Origin of the sequence: Cellulophaga sp. L1A9 (assembly GCF_009797025.1) — a bacterium.
GTDB lineage: Bacteria > Bacteroidota > Bacteroidia > Flavobacteriales > Flavobacteriaceae > Cellulophaga.
Genome location: NZ_CP047027.1, coordinates 876,787 through 892,544, shown reverse-complemented (window position 1 = coordinate 892,544; position 15,758 = coordinate 876,787). Strand labels below are relative to the sequence as shown.

Here is a 15,758-nt window from a genome sequence, read left to right as displayed (position 1 = left end):
ATCAGAAATGTCAAGAGATTTAAAATTTACTAGAAATATAGGTATTGCTGCTCATATTGATGCGGGTAAGACAACCACTACAGAACGTATATTGTTTTATACGGGTGTGAGTCATAAGATAGGTGAGGTTCATGATGGTGCTGCTACTATGGACTGGATGGAGCAAGAGCAAGAACGTGGTATTACTATTACTTCTGCTGCTACTACATGTACTTGGAATTTCCCGATGAAAAATGGGGAGAAGATAGAGGAAACTAAGCCTTATCATTTCAATATAATTGACACACCTGGTCACGTTGATTTTACGGTTGAAGTAAACCGTTCTTTACGTGTATTAGATGGGTTAGTTTTCTTATTTAGTGCTGTTGATGGTGTTGAGCCTCAATCAGAAACAAACTGGAGATTAGCTGATAATTATAAAGTTCCAAGAATGGGCTTTGTAAATAAAATGGATAGACAAGGTTCTAACTTTTTAATGGTTTGTAAGCAAATCAAAGAAATGTTAAAATCTAATGCTGTGCCAATCGTTTTGCCAATAGGTGACGAGGCTGACTTTAGAGGTGTTGTAGATTTAGTTAAGAATAGAGCTATTATCTGGCATGAAGATAACTTCGGGGCAACTTTTGATGTAGTTGACATTCCTGAGGAAATGAAAGCTGAAGTTAAAGAGTATAGAGCTAATCTTATTGAGGCGGTTGCTGAATATGATGATACTTTGATGGAGAAATTCTTCGAAGATGAGAATTCTATTACTGAAGATGAAGTTCATGCAGCTTTAAGAGCGGCGGTTATGGATATGAGTATCATTCCAATGATTTGTGGTTCTTCATTTAAAAATAAAGGTGTTCAGTTTCTTTTAGATGCTGTTTGTCGTTACTTGCCTTCTCCAATGGATAAGGATGCGATAACAGGTATGGACCCTGATACTGAATTACCTATTACTAGAAAACCGGATGTTAAGGAGCCTTTCGCTGCTTTAGCGTTTAAGATTGCAACAGATCCTTTTGTTGGTCGTTTAGCATTCTTTAGAGCGTATTCTGGTAGGTTAGATGCAGGTTCTTATGTATTGAATAATCGTTCTGGTAACAAAGAACGTATTTCTAGAATATACCAAATGCATGCTAATAAGCAAAATGCAATTGATTATATAGAAGCTGGGGATATAGGTGCAGCTGTTGGTTTTAAGGATATTAAAACTGGTGATACTTTATCTGCAGAAAAGCATCCAATTGTTTTGGAAAGTATGGACTTCCCTGATCCAGTTATTGGTATCGCGGTAGAGCCTAAAACTAAGGCAGATGTTGATAAATTAGGGATGGCTTTGGCTAAACTTTCTGAGGAAGATCCTACATTTACAGCAAGAACGGATGAATCTTCAGGTCAGACAATTATATCTGGTATGGGTGAGCTTCACTTAGATATTATTGTAGATCGTTTAAGACGTGAATTTAAAGTTGAAGTTAATCAAGGTCAGCCTCAGGTTGAATATAAAGAAGCTTTGACGAAAACTGCTGGTCATAGAGAAACTTATAAAAAGCAATCTGGTGGTCGTGGTAAGTTCGGTGATATCGTATTTGAGATGGGTCCTGCTGATGATGATTTCGAAGGAACTGGTTTACAGTTTGTTGATCAAATTAAAGGTGGACGTATACCAAAGGAATTTATTCCTTCAGTTCAAAAAGGATTTACTGCAGCAATGAAGGCTGGTCCTTTAGCTGGTTATGAGATGGATCGTATGAAAGTTGTTCTAACAGATGGATCTTTCCACCCTGTGGATTCTGATGCACTTTCTTTTGAATTAGCTGCTAAAATGGGGTACAAAGCTGCTGGTAAAGCTGCTGGTGCTGTTATTATGGAGCCTATTATGAAAATTGAAGCTTTAACACCTGAAGAAAACATGGGTGATATTGTTGGAGATTTAAATAGAAGAAGAGGTACTATTACTAACATGAGTGATAGAGCTGGTGCTAAGGTGATAAAAGGTGAAGTTCCATTATCGGAAATGTTTGGTTACGTTACGGCGTTAAGAACAATGTCTTCTGGTAGAGCGACATCAACAATGGAATTTTCACATTATGCGGAGACACCTTCAAATATTTCTGAAGAGGTAATCAAAGCAGCAAAAGGTTTAACCGCTTAATTTTACGAAAATGAGTCAAAAAATTAGAATAAAACTTAAATCATACGACTATAATTTAGTAGATAAATCTGCTGAAAAAATAGTTAAAACTGTAAAATCTACAGGAGCTGTTGTAACTGGACCAATTCCGTTACCAACACATAAGAAAATATTTACTGTATTGCGTTCTCCTCACGTTAATAAAAAGTCGAGAGAGCAATTTCAGTTAAGTTCTTATAAAAGACTTCTAGATATTTATAGTTCTTCTTCAAAAACAATTGATGCTTTAATGAAGTTAGAGTTGCCAAGTGGTGTCGAAGTAGAGATCAAAGTATAATTATACTTGTAAGCAATTTGTATTGCGAGTAACATGTCCTAAGCGTTTCGCAAGGGAAAAACGGAAAAATAAAATCAGGGTCGATTTATTTTGACCCTTTTTTTTATTCAAGAATTGAGAGTTAATAAAAGTTAATACTAATTAATTAAATTAAATATGTCTGGGTTAATAGGAAAGAAAGTAGGCATGACTAGTATTTTCGATGAAAATGGAAAAAACATTCCATGTACAGTAATCGAACTAGGTCCATGTGTAGTTACCCAAGTCAGAACCGAAGAGGTAGACGGGTATAGTGCCCTTCAATTAGGTTTCGATGACAAGGCAGAAAAACGTGCGAATAAGGCCGAATCAGGTCATTTCAAGAAAGCAGGTGTTTCTCCTAAGAAAAAAGTCGTTGAGTTCCGAGATTTTGAAGGTGATTACAAATTAGGAGACACTATTGGTGTTGATTTATTTGTTGAAGGTGAATTTGTTGATGCCATTGGTACATCAAAAGGAAAAGGTTTTCAGGGTGTTGTTAAAAGACACGGCTTTGCTGGTGTTGGTCAAGCAACTCACGGTCAACATAACAGACTTAGAGCTCCTGGTTCTGTAGGTGCTGCTTCTTATCCTGCGAGAGTATTCAAAGGGATGAAGATGGCCGGAAGAATGGGTACTGATAAGGTGACTGTTCAAAACCTTAAGGTTTTAAAAGTAGTTCCAGAAAAAAATCTTTTAGTTTTAAAAGGTTGTGTGCCTGGTCATAAGAACGCTTACGTAACTATTGAGAAGTAATGAAGGTAGCAGTTTTAGATATTAAAGGAAAAGAAACAGGCAGAAACATAGAGCTTTCTGATGCTGTTTACGGTATAGAGCCAAATAAGCATGCTGTTTATTTAGATGTAAAGCAATATTTAGCGCACCAAAGACAAGGTACGCATAAGTCTAAAGAAAGAGCTGAAATAGCTGGTAGTACAAGAAAAATAAAGAAACAAAAGGGAACAGGTACTGCTCGTGCGGGTAGTATTAAATCTCCAGTTTTTAGAGGTGGTGGTCGTATTTTTGGCCCAAGACCAAAAGATTATAAGCAAAAATTAAATAAGAATTTAAAACGTTTAGCTAGAAAATCTGCTTTAAGTATCAAGACAAGTGAAAAAGCGATTTTAGTAGTTGAAGATTTTAATTTTGATGCTCCAAAAACAAAAGATTTTAAGAATGTTTTGAAGTCTTTAGGCTTGGAAAATAAAAAATCTTTATTTGTGTTGGGTGATTCAAATAATAATGTATATTTGTCGTCACGCAATTTGAAAGGGTCTGAAGTTATAACTAACTCAGATTTAAGCACTTATAAAATTTTAAATGCTAATAACATTGTGCTTCTAGAAGGTTCTTTAGAAGGAATTGAGTCTAACTTAACTAAACAATAAGAACATGAGTGTGATAATAAAGCCAATTATAACAGAAAAAATGACTTCAGATAGTGAGTTGTATAACCGTTATGGCTTCATTGTAAACCCTAAGGCAAATAAGCTTCAGATTAAAGAAGCTGTTGAAACTGCTTACGGGGTTTCTGTTGAGAAAGTTAGAACTATGAATTACGGGCCTTCAAGAAAGACTCGTTATACGAAAACCGGAGTTCAACATGGTAAATCTAATGCTTATAAGAAAGCAATAGTTCAGGTTGCAGAAGGTGATATAATCGATTATTACAGTAATCTATAATAAAGACTAAAGACAAAAAATGTCAGTTAGAAAATTAAAACCAATCACTCCAGGACAGCGTTTTAGAGTAGTAAACGGATTCGACGCGATTACTACTGATAAGCCGGAGAAGAGCTTGCTTGCTCCGTTAAAAAAGTCCGGAGGTAGAAACAGTCAAGGTAAAATGACGATCCAACACAGAGGTGGAGGTCATAAGAGAAGGTATCGTTTGATAGATTTCAAAAGAGACAAGCAAGGAGTTGCTGGTGTCGTTGATTCTATTCAATATGATCCTAACAGAACAGCATTTGTAGCTTTAATTAACTATGCTGATGGGGAAAAAAGATATATAATAGCACAAAATGGATTGCAAGTCGGTCAGGAGATTACTTCTGGCGCAGACGCTACTCCTGAAATTGGTAATGCACTTCCTTTAAGTGTTATTCCTTTAGGTACTATTATTTCTTGTATAGAACTACGTCCAGGGCAAGGAGCTGTAATGGCAAGAAGTGCTGGTACATTTGCTCAATTAATGGCAAGAGATGGTAAGTTTGCTACGGTAAAACTTCCATCTGGTGAAACTAGATTAATTTTAGTTTTATGTTTGGCTACAATTGGGGCGGTATCTAATTCTGATCATCAATTACTTGTGTCTGGTAAAGCAGGTAGAAGTAGATGGTTAGGTAGAAGACCAAGAACAAGACCGGTTGCGATGAACCCTGTTGATCACCCAATGGGTGGTGGTGAAGGTAGAGCTTCAGGTGGTCACCCAAGATCTAAGAACGGTATACCTGCTAAAGGTTATAGAACACGTTCTAAGACTAAGGCTACAAATAGATATATATTAGAACGTAGAAAGAAATAAAAAGTAGAAAGAAATGGCACGTTCATTAAAAAAAGGACCTTACGTTCACTTTAGTTTAGAAAAGAAAGTTCATCAGAATATAGATTCTGGTAAAAAGACTGTGGTTAAGACTTGGTCAAGAGCTTCAATGATAACACCAGATTTTGTTGGTCAAACTATCGCTGTTCATAATGGTAGACAATTTGTTCCTGTATATGTTACAGAGAATATGGTTGGTCATAAATTAGGAGAATTTTCACCAACTAGATCTTTTAGAGGTCACGGAGGTTCGAAAAATAAAGGAAAAAAGTAAGCTATGGGAGTTCGTAAAAAACAAATGGCCGAAAGAATAAAGGCGGAGAAAAAGCAAATTGCTTTTGCGAAATTGAATAATTGTCCAACTTCACCAAGAAAGATGCGTTTAGTAGCTGATTTGGTAAGAGGGGTTCAAGTGGAGAAGGCACTTGCAATTTTAAAATTCAATTCTAAAGAAGCTTCTCGTAAATTGGAGAAATTACTTTTATCAGCTATTGCAAACTGGCAGGCTAAAAATGAGGATGCTAGTGTAGAAGATGCTGATCTCTTTATTAAAGAAATTAGAGTTGATGGTGGCGCTATGTTGAAAAGACTTAGGCCGGCACCTCAAGGTAGAGCACACAGAATTAGAAAACGTTCCAATCACGTAACACTAGTGTTGGATTCTAACAATAATGTACAAAGCTAGATATGGGACAGAAAACAAATCCAATCGGAATTCGTTTAGGCATCATTAGAGGATGGGAGTCTAACTGGTATGGTGGAAATGATTACGGTGATAAATTAGCCGAAGATAATAAAATCAGAAAATATGTTCATGCTCGTTTAGCGAAAGCTAGTGTATCAAGAGTTATTATTGAGCGTACTTTGAAACTTATTACTATTACCATTACAACTGCAAGACCTGGTATTATTATCGGTAAAGGTGGTCAGGAAGTAGATAAGTTGAAAGAGGAGCTTAAGAAAATTACTGATAAAGAGGTTCAGATCAATATTTTTGAAATTAAGAGACCTGAGTTAGATGCAAATCTTGTAGCTGCTAGTGTTGCGCGTCAAATAGAAAATAGAATTTCTTTTAGAAGAGCAATTAAAATGGCAATAGCTGCAGCGATGCGTATGAACTCTGAGGGAATTAAAATTCAAATTTCTGGACGTTTAAATGGAGCGGAAATGGCTCGTTCTGAAACTTATAAAGATGGAAGAATACCATTATCTACTTTTAGAGCAGATATCGACTATGCTTTACATGAAGCGCATACTACTTATGGAAGATTAGGTATTAAAGTGTGGATTATGAAGGGTGAGGTTTATGGTAAAAGAGATTTATCTCCTTTAGTTGGTATGGAAAAAAGCCAAGGTGCAAAAGGTGGTAAGCAAGATGGTAACAAGAAACCACGTCGTAGAAAGTAATTTTTAAAGAAGTAGAAAAATGTTACAACCTAAAAGAACCAAGTTTCGTAAGACACAAAAGGGTAGAATGAAAGGGATCTCAGGAAGAGGTCATCAGCTTTCAAATGGTATGTTCGGTATAAAATCTTTAGATACAAGTTTTATTACATCAAGACAGATAGAAGCGGCACGTATTGCTGCTACTAGATTCATGAAGAGAGAGGGTCAAATGTGGATTAAAATATTTCCAGATAAGCCAATAACCAAAAAACCTCTAGAGGTTCGTATGGGTAAAGGTAAAGGTGCTCCTGAATATTTTGTTGCCGTGGTTTTGCCAGGTAGGATTATGTTCGAAATTGCTGGTGTGTCTCAGGAGGTTGCAAAAGAGGCTTTACGTCTTGCAGCACAAAAATTACCTGTTAAAACAAAGTTTATTGTTGCTAGAGATTATTCAGCTTAATTTTTAATTGTAAGGAATTATGAAACAATCAGAAGTAAAGGAATTATCTGTTGAGGAGTTAGGCTCTAAATTAATAGAGGCTAAAAAGCAACATTCAGACCTGAAAATAGCGCATAGCGTTACTCCGTTGGAAAACCCGCTTCAAATAAGAAGAGCGAGAAGAACAGTGGCTAGAATAGCGACAGAATTAACTAAAAGGGATAACCAATAACTGGTTCTGCTTTATGGAAAAAAGAAACTTAAGAAAAGAGAGAGTAGGAGTTGTTACTAGCAACAAAATGGAGAAATCAATTGTGATTTCAGAAGTTAAGCGAGTAAAACATCCTATGTACGGAAAGTTCGTATTAAGAACTAAAAAATATGTTGCACACGATGAAGCAAATGATTGCAATATTGGTGATACAGTAAGGATAATGGAAACACGTCCTTTAAGTAAAACTAAATGTTGGAGATTGGTTGAAATCATTGAAAGAGCTAAATAATTATGTTACAGCAAGAATCAAGATTAAAGGTAGCTGACAATACTGGGGCAAAAGAAGTTTTGACCATTAGAGTGTTAGGTGGTACGAAGAGAAGATACGCTTCTGTAGGAGATAAAATAGTTGTAGCTGTTAAAGAAGCTACACCTAATGGTACTATTAAAAAAGGTGCTGTATCAACTGCAGTTGTAGTTAGAACTAAAAAGGAAGTAAGAAGACAAGATGGTTCTTACATTCGTTTTGATGATAATGCTTGTGTTCTTCTGAATCCAACTGGTGAAATGAGAGGTACACGTGTTTTTGGACCTGTAGCGAGAGAACTTCGTGATAAGCAATTCATGAAAATTGTATCATTAGCTCCAGAGGTGCTATAACATTTAGAATCAGATGAAAAAGCTAAAAATAAAAGTAGGAGATATCGTTAGAATCGTAGCTGGAGACCATAAAGGTGTTGAAGGTAAGATCATGAAGATTGATTTTGATAAAAACAAGGCAATTGTTGAAGGTGCTAATTTAGTATCTAAACATGAAAAGCCAAGTGCAAAAAATCCTCAAGGTGGTATCGTAAAGAAAGAGGCACTTTTACACATTTCTAATTTAGCATTGATAGATGCTAAATCTGGTAGCACTACGAGAGTAGGTTACGATGTTAGAGATGGGAAAAAAGTTAGAGTCTCTAAAAAATCTAATGAAGTAATATAGTTATGGCTTACGTTACAAGGTTAAAAACAGAATACAATGAGCGCATTATTGGCGCTCTTAAAGAAGAGTTTGGGTATAAGAACGTTATGCAAGTTCCTAAGCTAGAGAAGATAGTTGTTAGTAGAGGTGTTGGTGCAGCTGTAGCAGATAAGAAGTTAATTGACCATGCGGTTGAAGAATTAACTACGATTACTGGTCAGAGATCTGTAGCAACAATATCTAAGAAGGATGTTGCTTCTTTTAAGCTTAGAAAAGGTATGCCGATTGGATGTAAAGTTACCTTAAGAGGTGAAAGAATGTTCGAATTTCTTGATCGTTTAGTTACAAGTGCACTTCCTAGAGTTAGAGATTTCCAAGGTATTAAGGCTACTGGCTTTGATGGTCGTGGCAATTATAACTTGGGTGTTACGGAGCAAATTATTTTTCCTGAGATAAATATTGATAAAATCAATAGAATCAACGGAATGGATATTACCTTTGTAACTTCTGCACAAACAGATAAAGAGGCGAAATCATTACTAACTCAATTGGGACTTCCTTTTAAAAAGAATTAAGATGGCTAAAGAATCGATGAAAGCCCGTGAGGTTAAAAGAGAAAAAACTGTAGCAAAGTATGCTGAAAAGAGAAAGGCTTTAAAAGCAGCTGGTGACTATGAAGGCTTACAGAAACTACCTAGAAATGCTAATCCAGTACGTTTACATAATAGATGTAAGCTAACGGGTAGACCTAGAGGGTACATGAGAACATTTGGTGTTTCACGTGTAACTTTCAGAGAAATGGCAAACGAAGGGTTAATACCAGGAGTTAAAAAAGCTAGCTGGTAGTCAATACAAATATTAACTGGTATCAGGTTTAGTGTTAATACTAAAAACCAATACTGCAAATTAGTACATATGGTAACAGATCCAATTTCGGATTATTTAACAAGAATTAGAAATGCAAGTAGCGCTGGGCACAGAGTTGTCGAGATTCCTGCTTCTAATCTTAAAAAAGAAATGACTAAAATATTATTCGAACAAGGATATATTTTAAGTTATAAGTTTGAGCCAAATAAGGTTCAAGGCACGGTTAAAATAGCTTTGAAGTATGATAAGCTAACTAAAGAACCTGTGATAAAAAAAATTATGCGTATAAGTAAACCAGGATTACGTAAGTATGCTGGTTCTACTGATTTACCAAGAGTACTTAACGGATTGGGTATTGCAATCGTATCAACTTCTCACGGGGTAATGACGAGTAAGCAAGCTAAGCTAGAAAAAGTTGGTGGTGAAGTATTATGTTACGTTTATTAATACTATAAAGATTTAAGAAATGTCTAGAATAGGTAATAATCCAGTTGCGATACCTCAGGGAGTAACCGTTGAGATAAAAGATAATTTAATTACTGTAAAAGGTAAGTTGGGTGAGTTAACTCAAGAATATAGCGCTGTTGAAATAAAAGTTGAAGATGATCAAGTTTTTGTAACTAGATCTTCTGATGTAAAAGAGCATAAAGCTAAGCACGGTCTTTACAGATCGTTGATTAACAATATGGTTGATGGTGTATCTAAAGGGTGGACTAAAGAATTGGAACTTGTAGGTGTAGGTTATAGAGCAAGTAACCAAGGTCAGAGATTAGATTTGGCTTTAGGTTTTTCTCATAATATAGTTTTGGATTTAGCTCCTGAAGTTAAAATTGAAACGATATCTGAAAAAGGTAAAAATCCAATTATTAAGTTAACATCGTTCGATAAACAATTAGTAGGTCAAGTGGCTGCTAAAATTAGATCCTTCCGTAGGCCAGAGCCGTACAAAGGAAAAGGTGTGAAGTTTGTTGGAGAACAATTAAGAAGAAAAGCTGGTAAGTCAGCATAATAAGTAGAATTATGGGATTATCAAAGACTGAAAGAAGACAGCGGATTAAAAGAAGAATACGTAAAGTTTCTTTTGGAACTGCTGCAAGACCGAGATTATCGGTTTTTAGAAGTAACAAGGAAATTTATGTACAGGTTATAGATGATAACAGTGGAGTAACTTTAGTTGCCGCATCTTCAAAAGATAAGGAGATTGCTGATGTTAAAGGAACGAAGACTGAGATTGCTAACTTAGTAGGTAAAACTATTGCAGAGAAAGCAATTAAAGCTGGTGTTGAGACAGTAGCTTTTGATAGAGGTGGTTGTTTATATCACGGTAGAGTAAAATCATTAGCTGAAGGAGCTAGAGAAGCAGGACTTAAATTCTAAATATATATGTACCAGAAATACAAAAACGTAGAAGTTGTAAAACCAGGAGGTCTTGATTTAAAAGATCGTTTAGTTGGTGTACAAAGAGTTACTAAAGTAACAAAAGGTGGTAGAGCATTTGGTTTTTCTGCTATTGTTGTTGTTGGTGACGAGAATGGCGTAGTTGGTCAAGGTTTAGGTAAGTCTAAAGAAGTTGCTACAGCTATTTCTAAAGCAATTGATGACGCTAAGAAAAATTTGATTAGAATTCCTTTGAATAAAGGAACGATACCTCACGAGCAAAAAGGTAAGTTTGGTGGAGCTAGAGTTTATATTCAGCCTGCATCTCACGGTACTGGAGTAATTGCTGGTGGTGCTGTTAGATCGGTATTAGAGGCAGTTGGGGTTCATGATGTATTGTCAAAATCTCAAGGATCTTCTAATCCACATAATGTTGTTAAGGCTACCTTTGATGCTTTATTGCAGATTAGAGATGCTAAGACAGTTGCTTCACAAAGAGGAATTTCTCTTGAAAAAGTTTTTAAGGGATAAATTAAGGTATTATGGCAAAAGTTAAAGTAAAGCAGGTTAAGAGTGGTATTAAAAAACCTCTTAGACAGAAAAAGACTCTTGAGGCACTTGGTTTAAGAAAATTAGGTCAAGTTGTAGAACATGAGAATACTCCTAGTATTATGGGTATGATAGCTAAAGTTAACCACTTAGTTTCAATTGAGGAAGCTTAAAAAAATATAAAGATGAATTTAAATAGTTTAAAACCAGCTGAAGGCTCAATTCACCGTGCAGGTAAGATTGTAGGACGTGGACAGGGTACTGGAAAAGGTGGTACTGCCACTAGAGGTCATAAGGGTGCTAAATCTAGATCTGGATATTCTAAAAAGATTGGTTTTGAAGGTGGGCAAATGCCCCTTCAAAGACGTGTTCCTAAATTTGGTTTTACAAATATTAATAGAAAGGAATACGCTGGTATTAATTTAGATAAATTACAATTACTTGTAGATAATGGAATCGTTAAAGATGCTGTTAATTTAGAAGTATTAGTTCAAACTAGATTAGCCAGAAAATCTGACTTAGTAAAAATATTAGGTGGAGGTGAGTTAAAAACTTCTCTTAAAATATCAGCACATAAATTTACTGCTACTGCTAAAGCTGCTATTGAAGCTGCTGGTGGCGAAGCAATAAGTTTATAAGAAATACACTATGAAGAAATTTTTCGAGACATTATCTAATATTTGGAAGATTGAAGAGTTAAAGGGGAGAATTCTTGTTACTCTTGGTTTGTTGTTAGTTTATAGATTTGGGGCGCAAATTGCGCTTCCAGGGATAGATACTACACAACTAGGAGCTTTGACTTCTGGTACTGAAAACGGAATCTTTGGAATATTAAATGCTTTTACAGGGGGTGCTTTTGCAAAAGCCTCTGTTTTTGCGTTGGGTATTATGCCTTATATTTCTGCTTCTATTGTAGTGCAATTAATGGGTATCGCTATTCCTTATTTGCAAAAGCTTCAAAAAGAAGGTGAAAGTGGGAGAAAAACAATCAACCAGATTACAAGATGGTTAACTATTGGTATTTGTATCTTACAGGCTCCTACTTATTTATTAGGTTTAAGTCAGTTTGGTGTTCCGGATAGTGCTTTCGTTCTTGGTAAAGGTTTAGACTTCATGATTCCTGCAGTTATTATTTTGGTAACTGGTACCGTGTTTGCAATGTGGTTAGGAGAGAAAATTACTGATAGAGGTATCGGTAACGGTATTTCTTTATTGATTATGGTTGGTATTATTGCTACATTACCTCAAGCCTTTGCGCAAGAAGCTATTTCTAGGTGGGAAGGAACTGGAGGTCCAATGTTAGTTTTAATTGAAGTTATTATTTGGTTTGTGGTTATTTTACTAAGTGTTTTATTGGTAATGGCGACGCGACAAATACCAGTGCAATATGCTCGTAGATCTGCTTCTGGTGGCTATGAGAAAGATGCAATGGGAACTAGACAATACATTCCTTTAAAGTTGAATGCATCAGGTGTTATGCCAATTATCTTTGCACAGGCAATTATGTTTGCGCCGGGACTTATTGGAAAAACATTTAATGAAACAGCATGGGGTCAATGGATGGAAGTTCAATTTCAAGATATCTTCGGATTGGCATATAACTTATTATTTGCATTCTTGATTATTGTATTTACATATTTCTATACTGCAATTACCGTTCCTACGAATAAAATGGCTGATGACTTAAAAAGAAGTGGCGGTTTTATCCCTGGAATTAGGCCTGGAGCAGAAACTGGTGATTTTTTAGATAAGATTATGTCTTTAATTACGTTACCAGGATCTATTTTCTTAGCTTTGCTGGCTGTATTGCCTGCGTTAGTTGTTAAGTTGATGGATGTTCAACCAGGTTGGGCAATGTTTTATGGAGGTACATCACTTTTAATTATGGTGGGTGTGGCAATAGATACAGTACAACAAGTTAATTCGTATTTATTAAATCGTCATTATGACGGTCTAATGAAGACAGGTAAAAATAGAAAGGTAGCATAAGTTATGGCTAAGCAATCAGCAATAGAGCAAGACGGTAGCATCATAGAAGCATTGTCAAATGCAATGTTTCGTGTAGAGTTAGAAAATGGTCATGTTGTAACTGCCCATATCTCAGGAAAAATGCGTATGCATTATATAAAATTACTTCCAGGTGATAAGGTAAAATTAGAAATGAGCCCTTATGATTTGAGTAAAGCAAGAATTACATATAGATATTAAGATAATAGGATGAAAGTTAGAGCATCATTAAAGAAGAGAAGTGCCGACTGCAAAATTGTTCGCAGAAAAGGTAGATTGTACGTAATAAACAAAAAGAATCCTAGATTTAAACAAAGACAAGGGTAGTTATGGCAAGAATTGCAGGTGTTGATATACCAAAACAGAAAAGAGGGGTAATTGCTCTTACTTATATCTTCGGAGTAGGTAATAGCAGAGCTAAAGAAATTTTAGCGAATGCCCAAGTAAGTGAAGATACAAAGGTGTCTGATTGGAATGATGATGAAATTAGTCGCATTCGTGAGTCAGTTTCAGCTTTCACTATTGAAGGAGAACTTCGTTCTGAAACTCAATTAAACATTAAACGTTTAATGGATATTGGTTGTTATAGAGGAATTCGTCATAGATCTGGTCTTCCATTAAGAGGACAAAGAACTAAGAACAACTCTAGAACAAGAAAAGGGAAGAGAAAAACTGTTGCGAACAAGAAAAAAGCAACTAAATAATAATTAGACAGTCATTAGTATTTGGACGTTAGAAGAATCTGTTTGAAATCGAAAGGTTTAGGATTCCAATAACTCAGAACTAACACTAGAAACTTAAAAATATGGCAAAGTCAAATACAAAAGTTGCAAAGAAACGTAAGGTTATTGTAGAATCTGTTGGTGAAGCTCACGTAACAGCATCTTTCAATAACATTATTATTTCTTTGACAAACAAAAAAGGAGACGTTATTTCTTGGTCTTCTGCAGGTAAAATGGGATTTAGAGGTTCTAAAAAGAACACACCTTATGCTGCGCAGATAGCATCTGAAGATTGTGCTAAAGTAGCACATGAAGCGGGATTAAGAAAAGTAAAAGTTTACGTTAAAGGACCAGGAAATGGTAGAGAATCTGCAATCAGATCTTTACATAATGCAGGTATTGAAGTAACAGAGATTATCGATGTTACACCAATTCCTCATAATGGTTGTAGACCTCCTAAAAGAAGAAGAGTATAATTTTAATTACTAATAGTCCTTTTAAAATAGGATATTTCACAGAAAGTATTGATACGATTATCGAAGGATAAGCCTTAATTCATAATCATACTTTCAAACAATAAGAAGATGGCAAGATATATAGGACCAAAAACAAAAATTGCACGTAAATTTGGCGAGGCAATATTCGGAGATGATAAATCTTTTGAAAAAAGAAATTTCCCTCCAGGACAACACGGTAACGCTAGACGTCGTGGTAAGAAATCTGAATATGCTGTTCAGTTAATGGAAAAGCAGAAGGCTAAATATACTTACGGTATTTTAGAAAAACAATTTAGAAACATTTTCGCTACTGCAAAGAGAAAAGAAGGTGTTACTGGTGAAATTTTACTTCAATTATGTGAATGTCGTTTAGATAACGTTGTTTTCAGAATGGGAGTTTCAAAACTCTAGAAGTGGAGCAAGACAATTGGTTTCTCAAGACATATCACTGTAAATGGAGAGTTGGTAAATATTCCTTCATACTCATTAAAAGCAGGTGATGTAGTTGGTGTTAGAGAGAAATCTAAATCAATTTCAACAATACAAGATTCGTTAGCTTCTAGTAGCAGCGTATACGAATGGATGACTTGGAATACTGAAAAAATGGAAGGTACTTTTGTAGCTGTTCCTGAAAGACTTCAAATTCCAGAGAATATCAAAGAACAATTAATCGTCGAGTTATACTCTAAATAAATAACACTAATCCAATTATGGCATTATTTAATTTTCAAAAACCCGATAAAGTTATAATGATTGATTCGACAGATTTCGAAGGGAAGTTTGAATTCCGCCCTTTGGAACCTGGTTATGGATTGACTGTTGGAAATGCTTTAAGAAGAGTTTTATTATCTTCTTTAGAAGGTTTTGCAATTACATCTATTCGTGTAGATAAAGTAGAGCATGAGTTTTCTGTTATATCAGGAATCGTAGAAGACGTAACCGAGATTATTTTAAACCTAAAACAAGTTCGTTTTAAAAGACAAATAGAGGATGTAGATTCTGAAACTGTTTCTGTATCAGTAAGTGGTAAAAACCAACTTACTGCGGGAGATTTTCAGAAGTTTATTTCTGGTTTTCAAGTACTGAATCCTGATTTAGTAATCTGTAATATGGATGCTAAAGTTAACTTCAATATGGAGTTAGTTATTGAAAAAGGAAGAGGTTATGTTCCTGCAGAGGAAAATAAAAAGTCTGGAGCACCAATTGGGACGATAGCAATTGATTCTATCTTTACACCTATTAAGAATGTAAAATATAGTATTGAAAACTTTCGTGTAGAGCAAAAGACCGATTACGAGAAATTAGTTTTCGAAATTGAATCTGATGGTTCTATAGCACCAAAAGATGCTTTAACAGAAGGCGCTAAGGTTTTAATTCATCACTTTATGTTATTCTCTGATGAGCGTATCACTTTAGAGGCTGATGAAATAGCACAAACTGAAACGTATGACGAAGAGTCCCTACACATGCGTCAGTTATTAAAAACAAAATTAGTAGACATGGATCTTTCTGTTCGTGCACTAAACTGTTTGAAAGCTGCCGAAGTAGATACTTTAGGAGATTTAGTTTCTTTCAATAAAAATGATTTAATGAAGTTTAGAAACTTCGGTAAGAAGTCATTAACAGAGCTAGAAGAACTTGTAATCAATAAAGGTTTAAGTTTCGGAATGGATCTGTCAAAATATAAATTAGATAAAGATTAATTTTACTTCTG

The 15,758-nt window shown here is 35.3% G+C and carries 28 protein-coding genes and 1 pseudogene; all 29 read left to right on the top strand.

The window, feature by feature from the left end:
- Positions 1–7: 7 nt before the first annotated feature.
- On the top strand, positions 8–2,140 hold the full coding sequence (fusA, locus tag GQR94_RS03705; protein WP_158974214.1) for an elongation factor G: 2,133 nt from the start codon (positions 8–10) through the stop codon (positions 2,138–2,140).
- 10 nt (positions 2,141–2,150) lie between these two features.
- A complete protein-coding gene (rpsJ, locus tag GQR94_RS03700; protein ID WP_008992279.1) occupies positions 2,151–2,456 on the top strand; it encodes a 30S ribosomal protein S10 in 306 nt (101 codons plus the stop codon).
- Between the two features lie 156 nt (positions 2,457–2,612).
- Positions 2,613–3,230 (top strand): 50S ribosomal protein L3, encoded by a 618-nt coding sequence (gene rplC / locus GQR94_RS03695; protein ID WP_158974213.1) that lies wholly within the window; start codon positions 2,613–2,615, stop codon positions 3,228–3,230.
- On the top strand, positions 3,230–3,862 hold the full coding sequence (rplD, locus tag GQR94_RS03690; protein WP_158974212.1) for a 50S ribosomal protein L4: 633 nt from the start codon (positions 3,230–3,232) through the stop codon (positions 3,860–3,862). The genes rplC and rplD overlap by 1 nt, the downstream gene beginning before the upstream one ends.
- A gap of 4 nt (positions 3,863–3,866) precedes the next feature.
- Positions 3,867–4,157: a 50S ribosomal protein L23 gene (gene rplW / locus GQR94_RS03685; protein WP_158974211.1), complete on the top strand. Its 291-nt coding sequence runs from the start codon at positions 3,867–3,869 to the stop codon at positions 4,155–4,157.
- A gap of 19 nt (positions 4,158–4,176) precedes the next feature.
- Entirely contained in the window at positions 4,177–5,001 is an 825-nt protein-coding gene (gene rplB / locus GQR94_RS03680; RefSeq protein WP_158974210.1) for a 50S ribosomal protein L2, read from the top strand.
- Between the two features lie 13 nt (positions 5,002–5,014).
- Positions 5,015–5,293, top strand: a complete 279-nt coding sequence (gene rpsS, locus GQR94_RS03675; protein WP_013549453.1) for a 30S ribosomal protein S19 — start codon at positions 5,015–5,017, stop codon at positions 5,291–5,293.
- A gap of 3 nt (positions 5,294–5,296) precedes the next feature.
- The gene (gene rplV, locus GQR94_RS03670; protein ID WP_158974209.1) at positions 5,297–5,704 is read left to right on the top strand and encodes a 50S ribosomal protein L22; all 408 of its coding nucleotides are present in this window, start codon (positions 5,297–5,299) and stop codon (positions 5,702–5,704) included.
- A gap of 2 nt (positions 5,705–5,706) precedes the next feature.
- Positions 5,707–6,426 carry a 30S ribosomal protein S3 gene (gene rpsC, locus GQR94_RS03665; protein ID WP_013549451.1) on the top strand — a complete coding sequence of 240 codons (720 nt, stop codon included), beginning with the start codon at positions 5,707–5,709 and terminating at the stop codon, positions 6,424–6,426.
- A 19-nt stretch (positions 6,427–6,445) separates the two neighbouring features.
- The gene (gene rplP / locus GQR94_RS03660; protein WP_013549450.1) at positions 6,446–6,865 is read left to right on the top strand and encodes a 50S ribosomal protein L16; all 420 of its coding nucleotides are present in this window, start codon (positions 6,446–6,448) and stop codon (positions 6,863–6,865) included.
- A gap of 19 nt (positions 6,866–6,884) precedes the next feature.
- The gene (gene rpmC, locus GQR94_RS03655; RefSeq protein WP_013549449.1) at positions 6,885–7,076 is read left to right on the top strand and encodes a 50S ribosomal protein L29; all 192 of its coding nucleotides are present in this window, start codon (positions 6,885–6,887) and stop codon (positions 7,074–7,076) included.
- A 13-nt stretch (positions 7,077–7,089) separates the two neighbouring features.
- A complete protein-coding gene (gene rpsQ, locus GQR94_RS03650) occupies positions 7,090–7,347 on the top strand; it encodes a 30S ribosomal protein S17 (RefSeq protein WP_013549448.1) in 258 nt (85 codons plus the stop codon).
- A gap of 2 nt (positions 7,348–7,349) precedes the next feature.
- Positions 7,350–7,718 (top strand): 50S ribosomal protein L14, encoded by a 369-nt coding sequence (gene rplN, locus GQR94_RS03645; protein WP_013549447.1) that lies wholly within the window; start codon positions 7,350–7,352, stop codon positions 7,716–7,718.
- Between the two features lie 13 nt (positions 7,719–7,731).
- Positions 7,732–8,046: a 50S ribosomal protein L24 gene (rplX, locus tag GQR94_RS03640; protein WP_013549446.1), complete on the top strand. Its 315-nt coding sequence runs from the start codon at positions 7,732–7,734 to the stop codon at positions 8,044–8,046.
- 2 nt (positions 8,047–8,048) lie between these two features.
- Positions 8,049–8,600: a 50S ribosomal protein L5 gene (gene rplE / locus GQR94_RS03635; protein ID WP_158974208.1), complete on the top strand. Its 552-nt coding sequence runs from the start codon at positions 8,049–8,051 to the stop codon at positions 8,598–8,600.
- Position 8,601: 1 nt separating this feature from the next.
- Entirely contained in the window at positions 8,602–8,871 is a 270-nt protein-coding gene (rpsN, locus tag GQR94_RS03630; protein ID WP_158974207.1) for a 30S ribosomal protein S14, read from the top strand.
- 69 nt (positions 8,872–8,940) lie between these two features.
- Positions 8,941–9,339 (top strand): 30S ribosomal protein S8, encoded by a 399-nt coding sequence (rpsH, locus tag GQR94_RS03625; protein WP_013549443.1) that lies wholly within the window; start codon positions 8,941–8,943, stop codon positions 9,337–9,339.
- Between the two features lie 19 nt (positions 9,340–9,358).
- The gene (gene rplF / locus GQR94_RS03620; protein WP_158974206.1) at positions 9,359–9,901 is read left to right on the top strand and encodes a 50S ribosomal protein L6; all 543 of its coding nucleotides are present in this window, start codon (positions 9,359–9,361) and stop codon (positions 9,899–9,901) included.
- An 11-nt stretch (positions 9,902–9,912) separates the two neighbouring features.
- A complete protein-coding gene (rplR, locus tag GQR94_RS03615) occupies positions 9,913–10,269 on the top strand; it encodes a 50S ribosomal protein L18 (RefSeq protein ID WP_158974205.1) in 357 nt (118 codons plus the stop codon).
- A 6-nt stretch (positions 10,270–10,275) separates the two neighbouring features.
- A complete protein-coding gene (gene rpsE / locus GQR94_RS03610; protein WP_013549440.1) occupies positions 10,276–10,800 on the top strand; it encodes a 30S ribosomal protein S5 in 525 nt (174 codons plus the stop codon).
- An 11-nt stretch (positions 10,801–10,811) separates the two neighbouring features.
- A complete protein-coding gene (rpmD, locus tag GQR94_RS03605) occupies positions 10,812–10,991 on the top strand; it encodes a 50S ribosomal protein L30 (protein ID WP_013549439.1) in 180 nt (59 codons plus the stop codon).
- Positions 10,992–11,003: 12 nt separating this feature from the next.
- Positions 11,004–11,456, top strand: coding sequence for a 50S ribosomal protein L15 (rplO, locus tag GQR94_RS03600; protein ID WP_158974204.1), 453 nt, complete (start codon positions 11,004–11,006; stop codon positions 11,454–11,456).
- 10 nt (positions 11,457–11,466) lie between these two features.
- On the top strand, positions 11,467–12,807 hold the full coding sequence (gene secY / locus GQR94_RS03595; RefSeq protein WP_158974203.1) for a preprotein translocase subunit SecY: 1,341 nt from the start codon (positions 11,467–11,469) through the stop codon (positions 12,805–12,807).
- 3 nt (positions 12,808–12,810) lie between these two features.
- A complete protein-coding gene (gene infA, locus GQR94_RS03590; protein ID WP_013549436.1) occupies positions 12,811–13,026 on the top strand; it encodes a translation initiation factor IF-1 in 216 nt (71 codons plus the stop codon).
- Positions 13,027–13,035: 9 nt separating this feature from the next.
- Entirely contained in the window at positions 13,036–13,152 is a 117-nt protein-coding gene (gene ykgO / locus GQR94_RS03585) for a type B 50S ribosomal protein L36 (RefSeq protein WP_010181906.1), read from the top strand.
- 2 nt (positions 13,153–13,154) lie between these two features.
- Positions 13,155–13,529: a 30S ribosomal protein S13 gene (rpsM, locus tag GQR94_RS03580; RefSeq protein WP_013549435.1), complete on the top strand. Its 375-nt coding sequence runs from the start codon at positions 13,155–13,157 to the stop codon at positions 13,527–13,529.
- A gap of 101 nt (positions 13,530–13,630) precedes the next feature.
- Positions 13,631–14,023, top strand: a complete 393-nt coding sequence (rpsK, locus tag GQR94_RS03575; protein ID WP_013549434.1) for a 30S ribosomal protein S11 — start codon at positions 13,631–13,633, stop codon at positions 14,021–14,023.
- A gap of 108 nt (positions 14,024–14,131) precedes the next feature.
- A pseudogene (gene rpsD / locus GQR94_RS03570) lies at positions 14,132–14,737 on the top strand (30S ribosomal protein S4).
- 17 nt (positions 14,738–14,754) lie between these two features.
- Positions 14,755–15,747 carry a DNA-directed RNA polymerase subunit alpha gene (locus GQR94_RS03565; protein WP_025614031.1) on the top strand — a complete coding sequence of 331 codons (993 nt, stop codon included), beginning with the start codon at positions 14,755–14,757 and terminating at the stop codon, positions 15,745–15,747.
- The last annotated feature ends 11 nt before the right edge of the window (positions 15,748–15,758 follow it).

What these genes read in the sequence shown, in the direction of transcription:
- rplF (WP_158974206.1), top strand. Translation starts at nt 9,359, where the DNA reads ATGTCTAGAATAGGTAATAATCCAGTTGCGATACCTCAGGGAGTAACC.
- rplR (WP_158974205.1), top strand. Translation starts at nt 9,913, where the DNA reads ATGGGATTATCAAAGACTGAAAGAAGACAGCGGATTAAAAGAAGAATA.
- rpsN (WP_158974207.1), top strand. Translation starts at nt 8,602, where the DNA reads ATGGCTAAAGAATCGATGAAAGCCCGTGAGGTTAAAAGAGAAAAAACT.
- rpsJ (WP_008992279.1), top strand. Translation starts at nt 2,151, where the DNA reads ATGAGTCAAAAAATTAGAATAAAACTTAAATCATACGACTATAATTTA.
- rplV (WP_158974209.1), top strand. Translation starts at nt 5,297, where the DNA reads ATGGGAGTTCGTAAAAAACAAATGGCCGAAAGAATAAAGGCGGAGAAA.
- secY (WP_158974203.1), top strand. Translation starts at nt 11,467, where the DNA reads ATGAAGAAATTTTTCGAGACATTATCTAATATTTGGAAGATTGAAGAG.
- rpmD (WP_013549439.1), top strand. Translation starts at nt 10,812, where the DNA reads ATGGCAAAAGTTAAAGTAAAGCAGGTTAAGAGTGGTATTAAAAAACCT.
- rplB (WP_158974210.1), top strand. Translation starts at nt 4,177, where the DNA reads ATGTCAGTTAGAAAATTAAAACCAATCACTCCAGGACAGCGTTTTAGA.
- GQR94_RS03565 (WP_025614031.1), top strand. Translation starts at nt 14,755, where the DNA reads ATGGCATTATTTAATTTTCAAAAACCCGATAAAGTTATAATGATTGAT.
- rpsM (WP_013549435.1), top strand. Translation starts at nt 13,155, where the DNA reads ATGGCAAGAATTGCAGGTGTTGATATACCAAAACAGAAAAGAGGGGTA.
- rpsK (WP_013549434.1), top strand. Translation starts at nt 13,631, where the DNA reads ATGGCAAAGTCAAATACAAAAGTTGCAAAGAAACGTAAGGTTATTGTA.
- rpsE (WP_013549440.1), top strand. Translation starts at nt 10,276, where the DNA reads ATGTACCAGAAATACAAAAACGTAGAAGTTGTAAAACCAGGAGGTCTT.
- ykgO (WP_010181906.1), top strand. Translation starts at nt 13,036, where the DNA reads ATGAAAGTTAGAGCATCATTAAAGAAGAGAAGTGCCGACTGCAAAATT.
- rplO (WP_158974204.1), top strand. Translation starts at nt 11,004, where the DNA reads ATGAATTTAAATAGTTTAAAACCAGCTGAAGGCTCAATTCACCGTGCA.
- rpsQ (WP_013549448.1), top strand. Translation starts at nt 7,090, where the DNA reads ATGGAAAAAAGAAACTTAAGAAAAGAGAGAGTAGGAGTTGTTACTAGC.
- fusA (WP_158974214.1), top strand. Translation starts at nt 8, where the DNA reads ATGTCAAGAGATTTAAAATTTACTAGAAATATAGGTATTGCTGCTCAT.
- infA (WP_013549436.1), top strand. Translation starts at nt 12,811, where the DNA reads ATGGCTAAGCAATCAGCAATAGAGCAAGACGGTAGCATCATAGAAGCA.
- rplE (WP_158974208.1), top strand. Translation starts at nt 8,049, where the DNA reads ATGGCTTACGTTACAAGGTTAAAAACAGAATACAATGAGCGCATTATT.
- rplX (WP_013549446.1), top strand. Translation starts at nt 7,732, where the DNA reads ATGAAAAAGCTAAAAATAAAAGTAGGAGATATCGTTAGAATCGTAGCT.
- rpsS (WP_013549453.1), top strand. Translation starts at nt 5,015, where the DNA reads ATGGCACGTTCATTAAAAAAAGGACCTTACGTTCACTTTAGTTTAGAA.
- rplP (WP_013549450.1), top strand. Translation starts at nt 6,446, where the DNA reads ATGTTACAACCTAAAAGAACCAAGTTTCGTAAGACACAAAAGGGTAGA.
- rplC (WP_158974213.1), top strand. Translation starts at nt 2,613, where the DNA reads ATGTCTGGGTTAATAGGAAAGAAAGTAGGCATGACTAGTATTTTCGAT.
- rplW (WP_158974211.1), top strand. Translation starts at nt 3,867, where the DNA reads ATGAGTGTGATAATAAAGCCAATTATAACAGAAAAAATGACTTCAGAT.
- rplN (WP_013549447.1), top strand. Translation starts at nt 7,350, where the DNA reads ATGTTACAGCAAGAATCAAGATTAAAGGTAGCTGACAATACTGGGGCA.
- rpsH (WP_013549443.1), top strand. Translation starts at nt 8,941, where the DNA reads ATGGTAACAGATCCAATTTCGGATTATTTAACAAGAATTAGAAATGCA.
- rplD (WP_158974212.1), top strand. Translation starts at nt 3,230, where the DNA reads ATGAAGGTAGCAGTTTTAGATATTAAAGGAAAAGAAACAGGCAGAAAC.
- rpsC (WP_013549451.1), top strand. Translation starts at nt 5,707, where the DNA reads ATGGGACAGAAAACAAATCCAATCGGAATTCGTTTAGGCATCATTAGA.
- rpmC (WP_013549449.1), top strand. Translation starts at nt 6,885, where the DNA reads ATGAAACAATCAGAAGTAAAGGAATTATCTGTTGAGGAGTTAGGCTCT.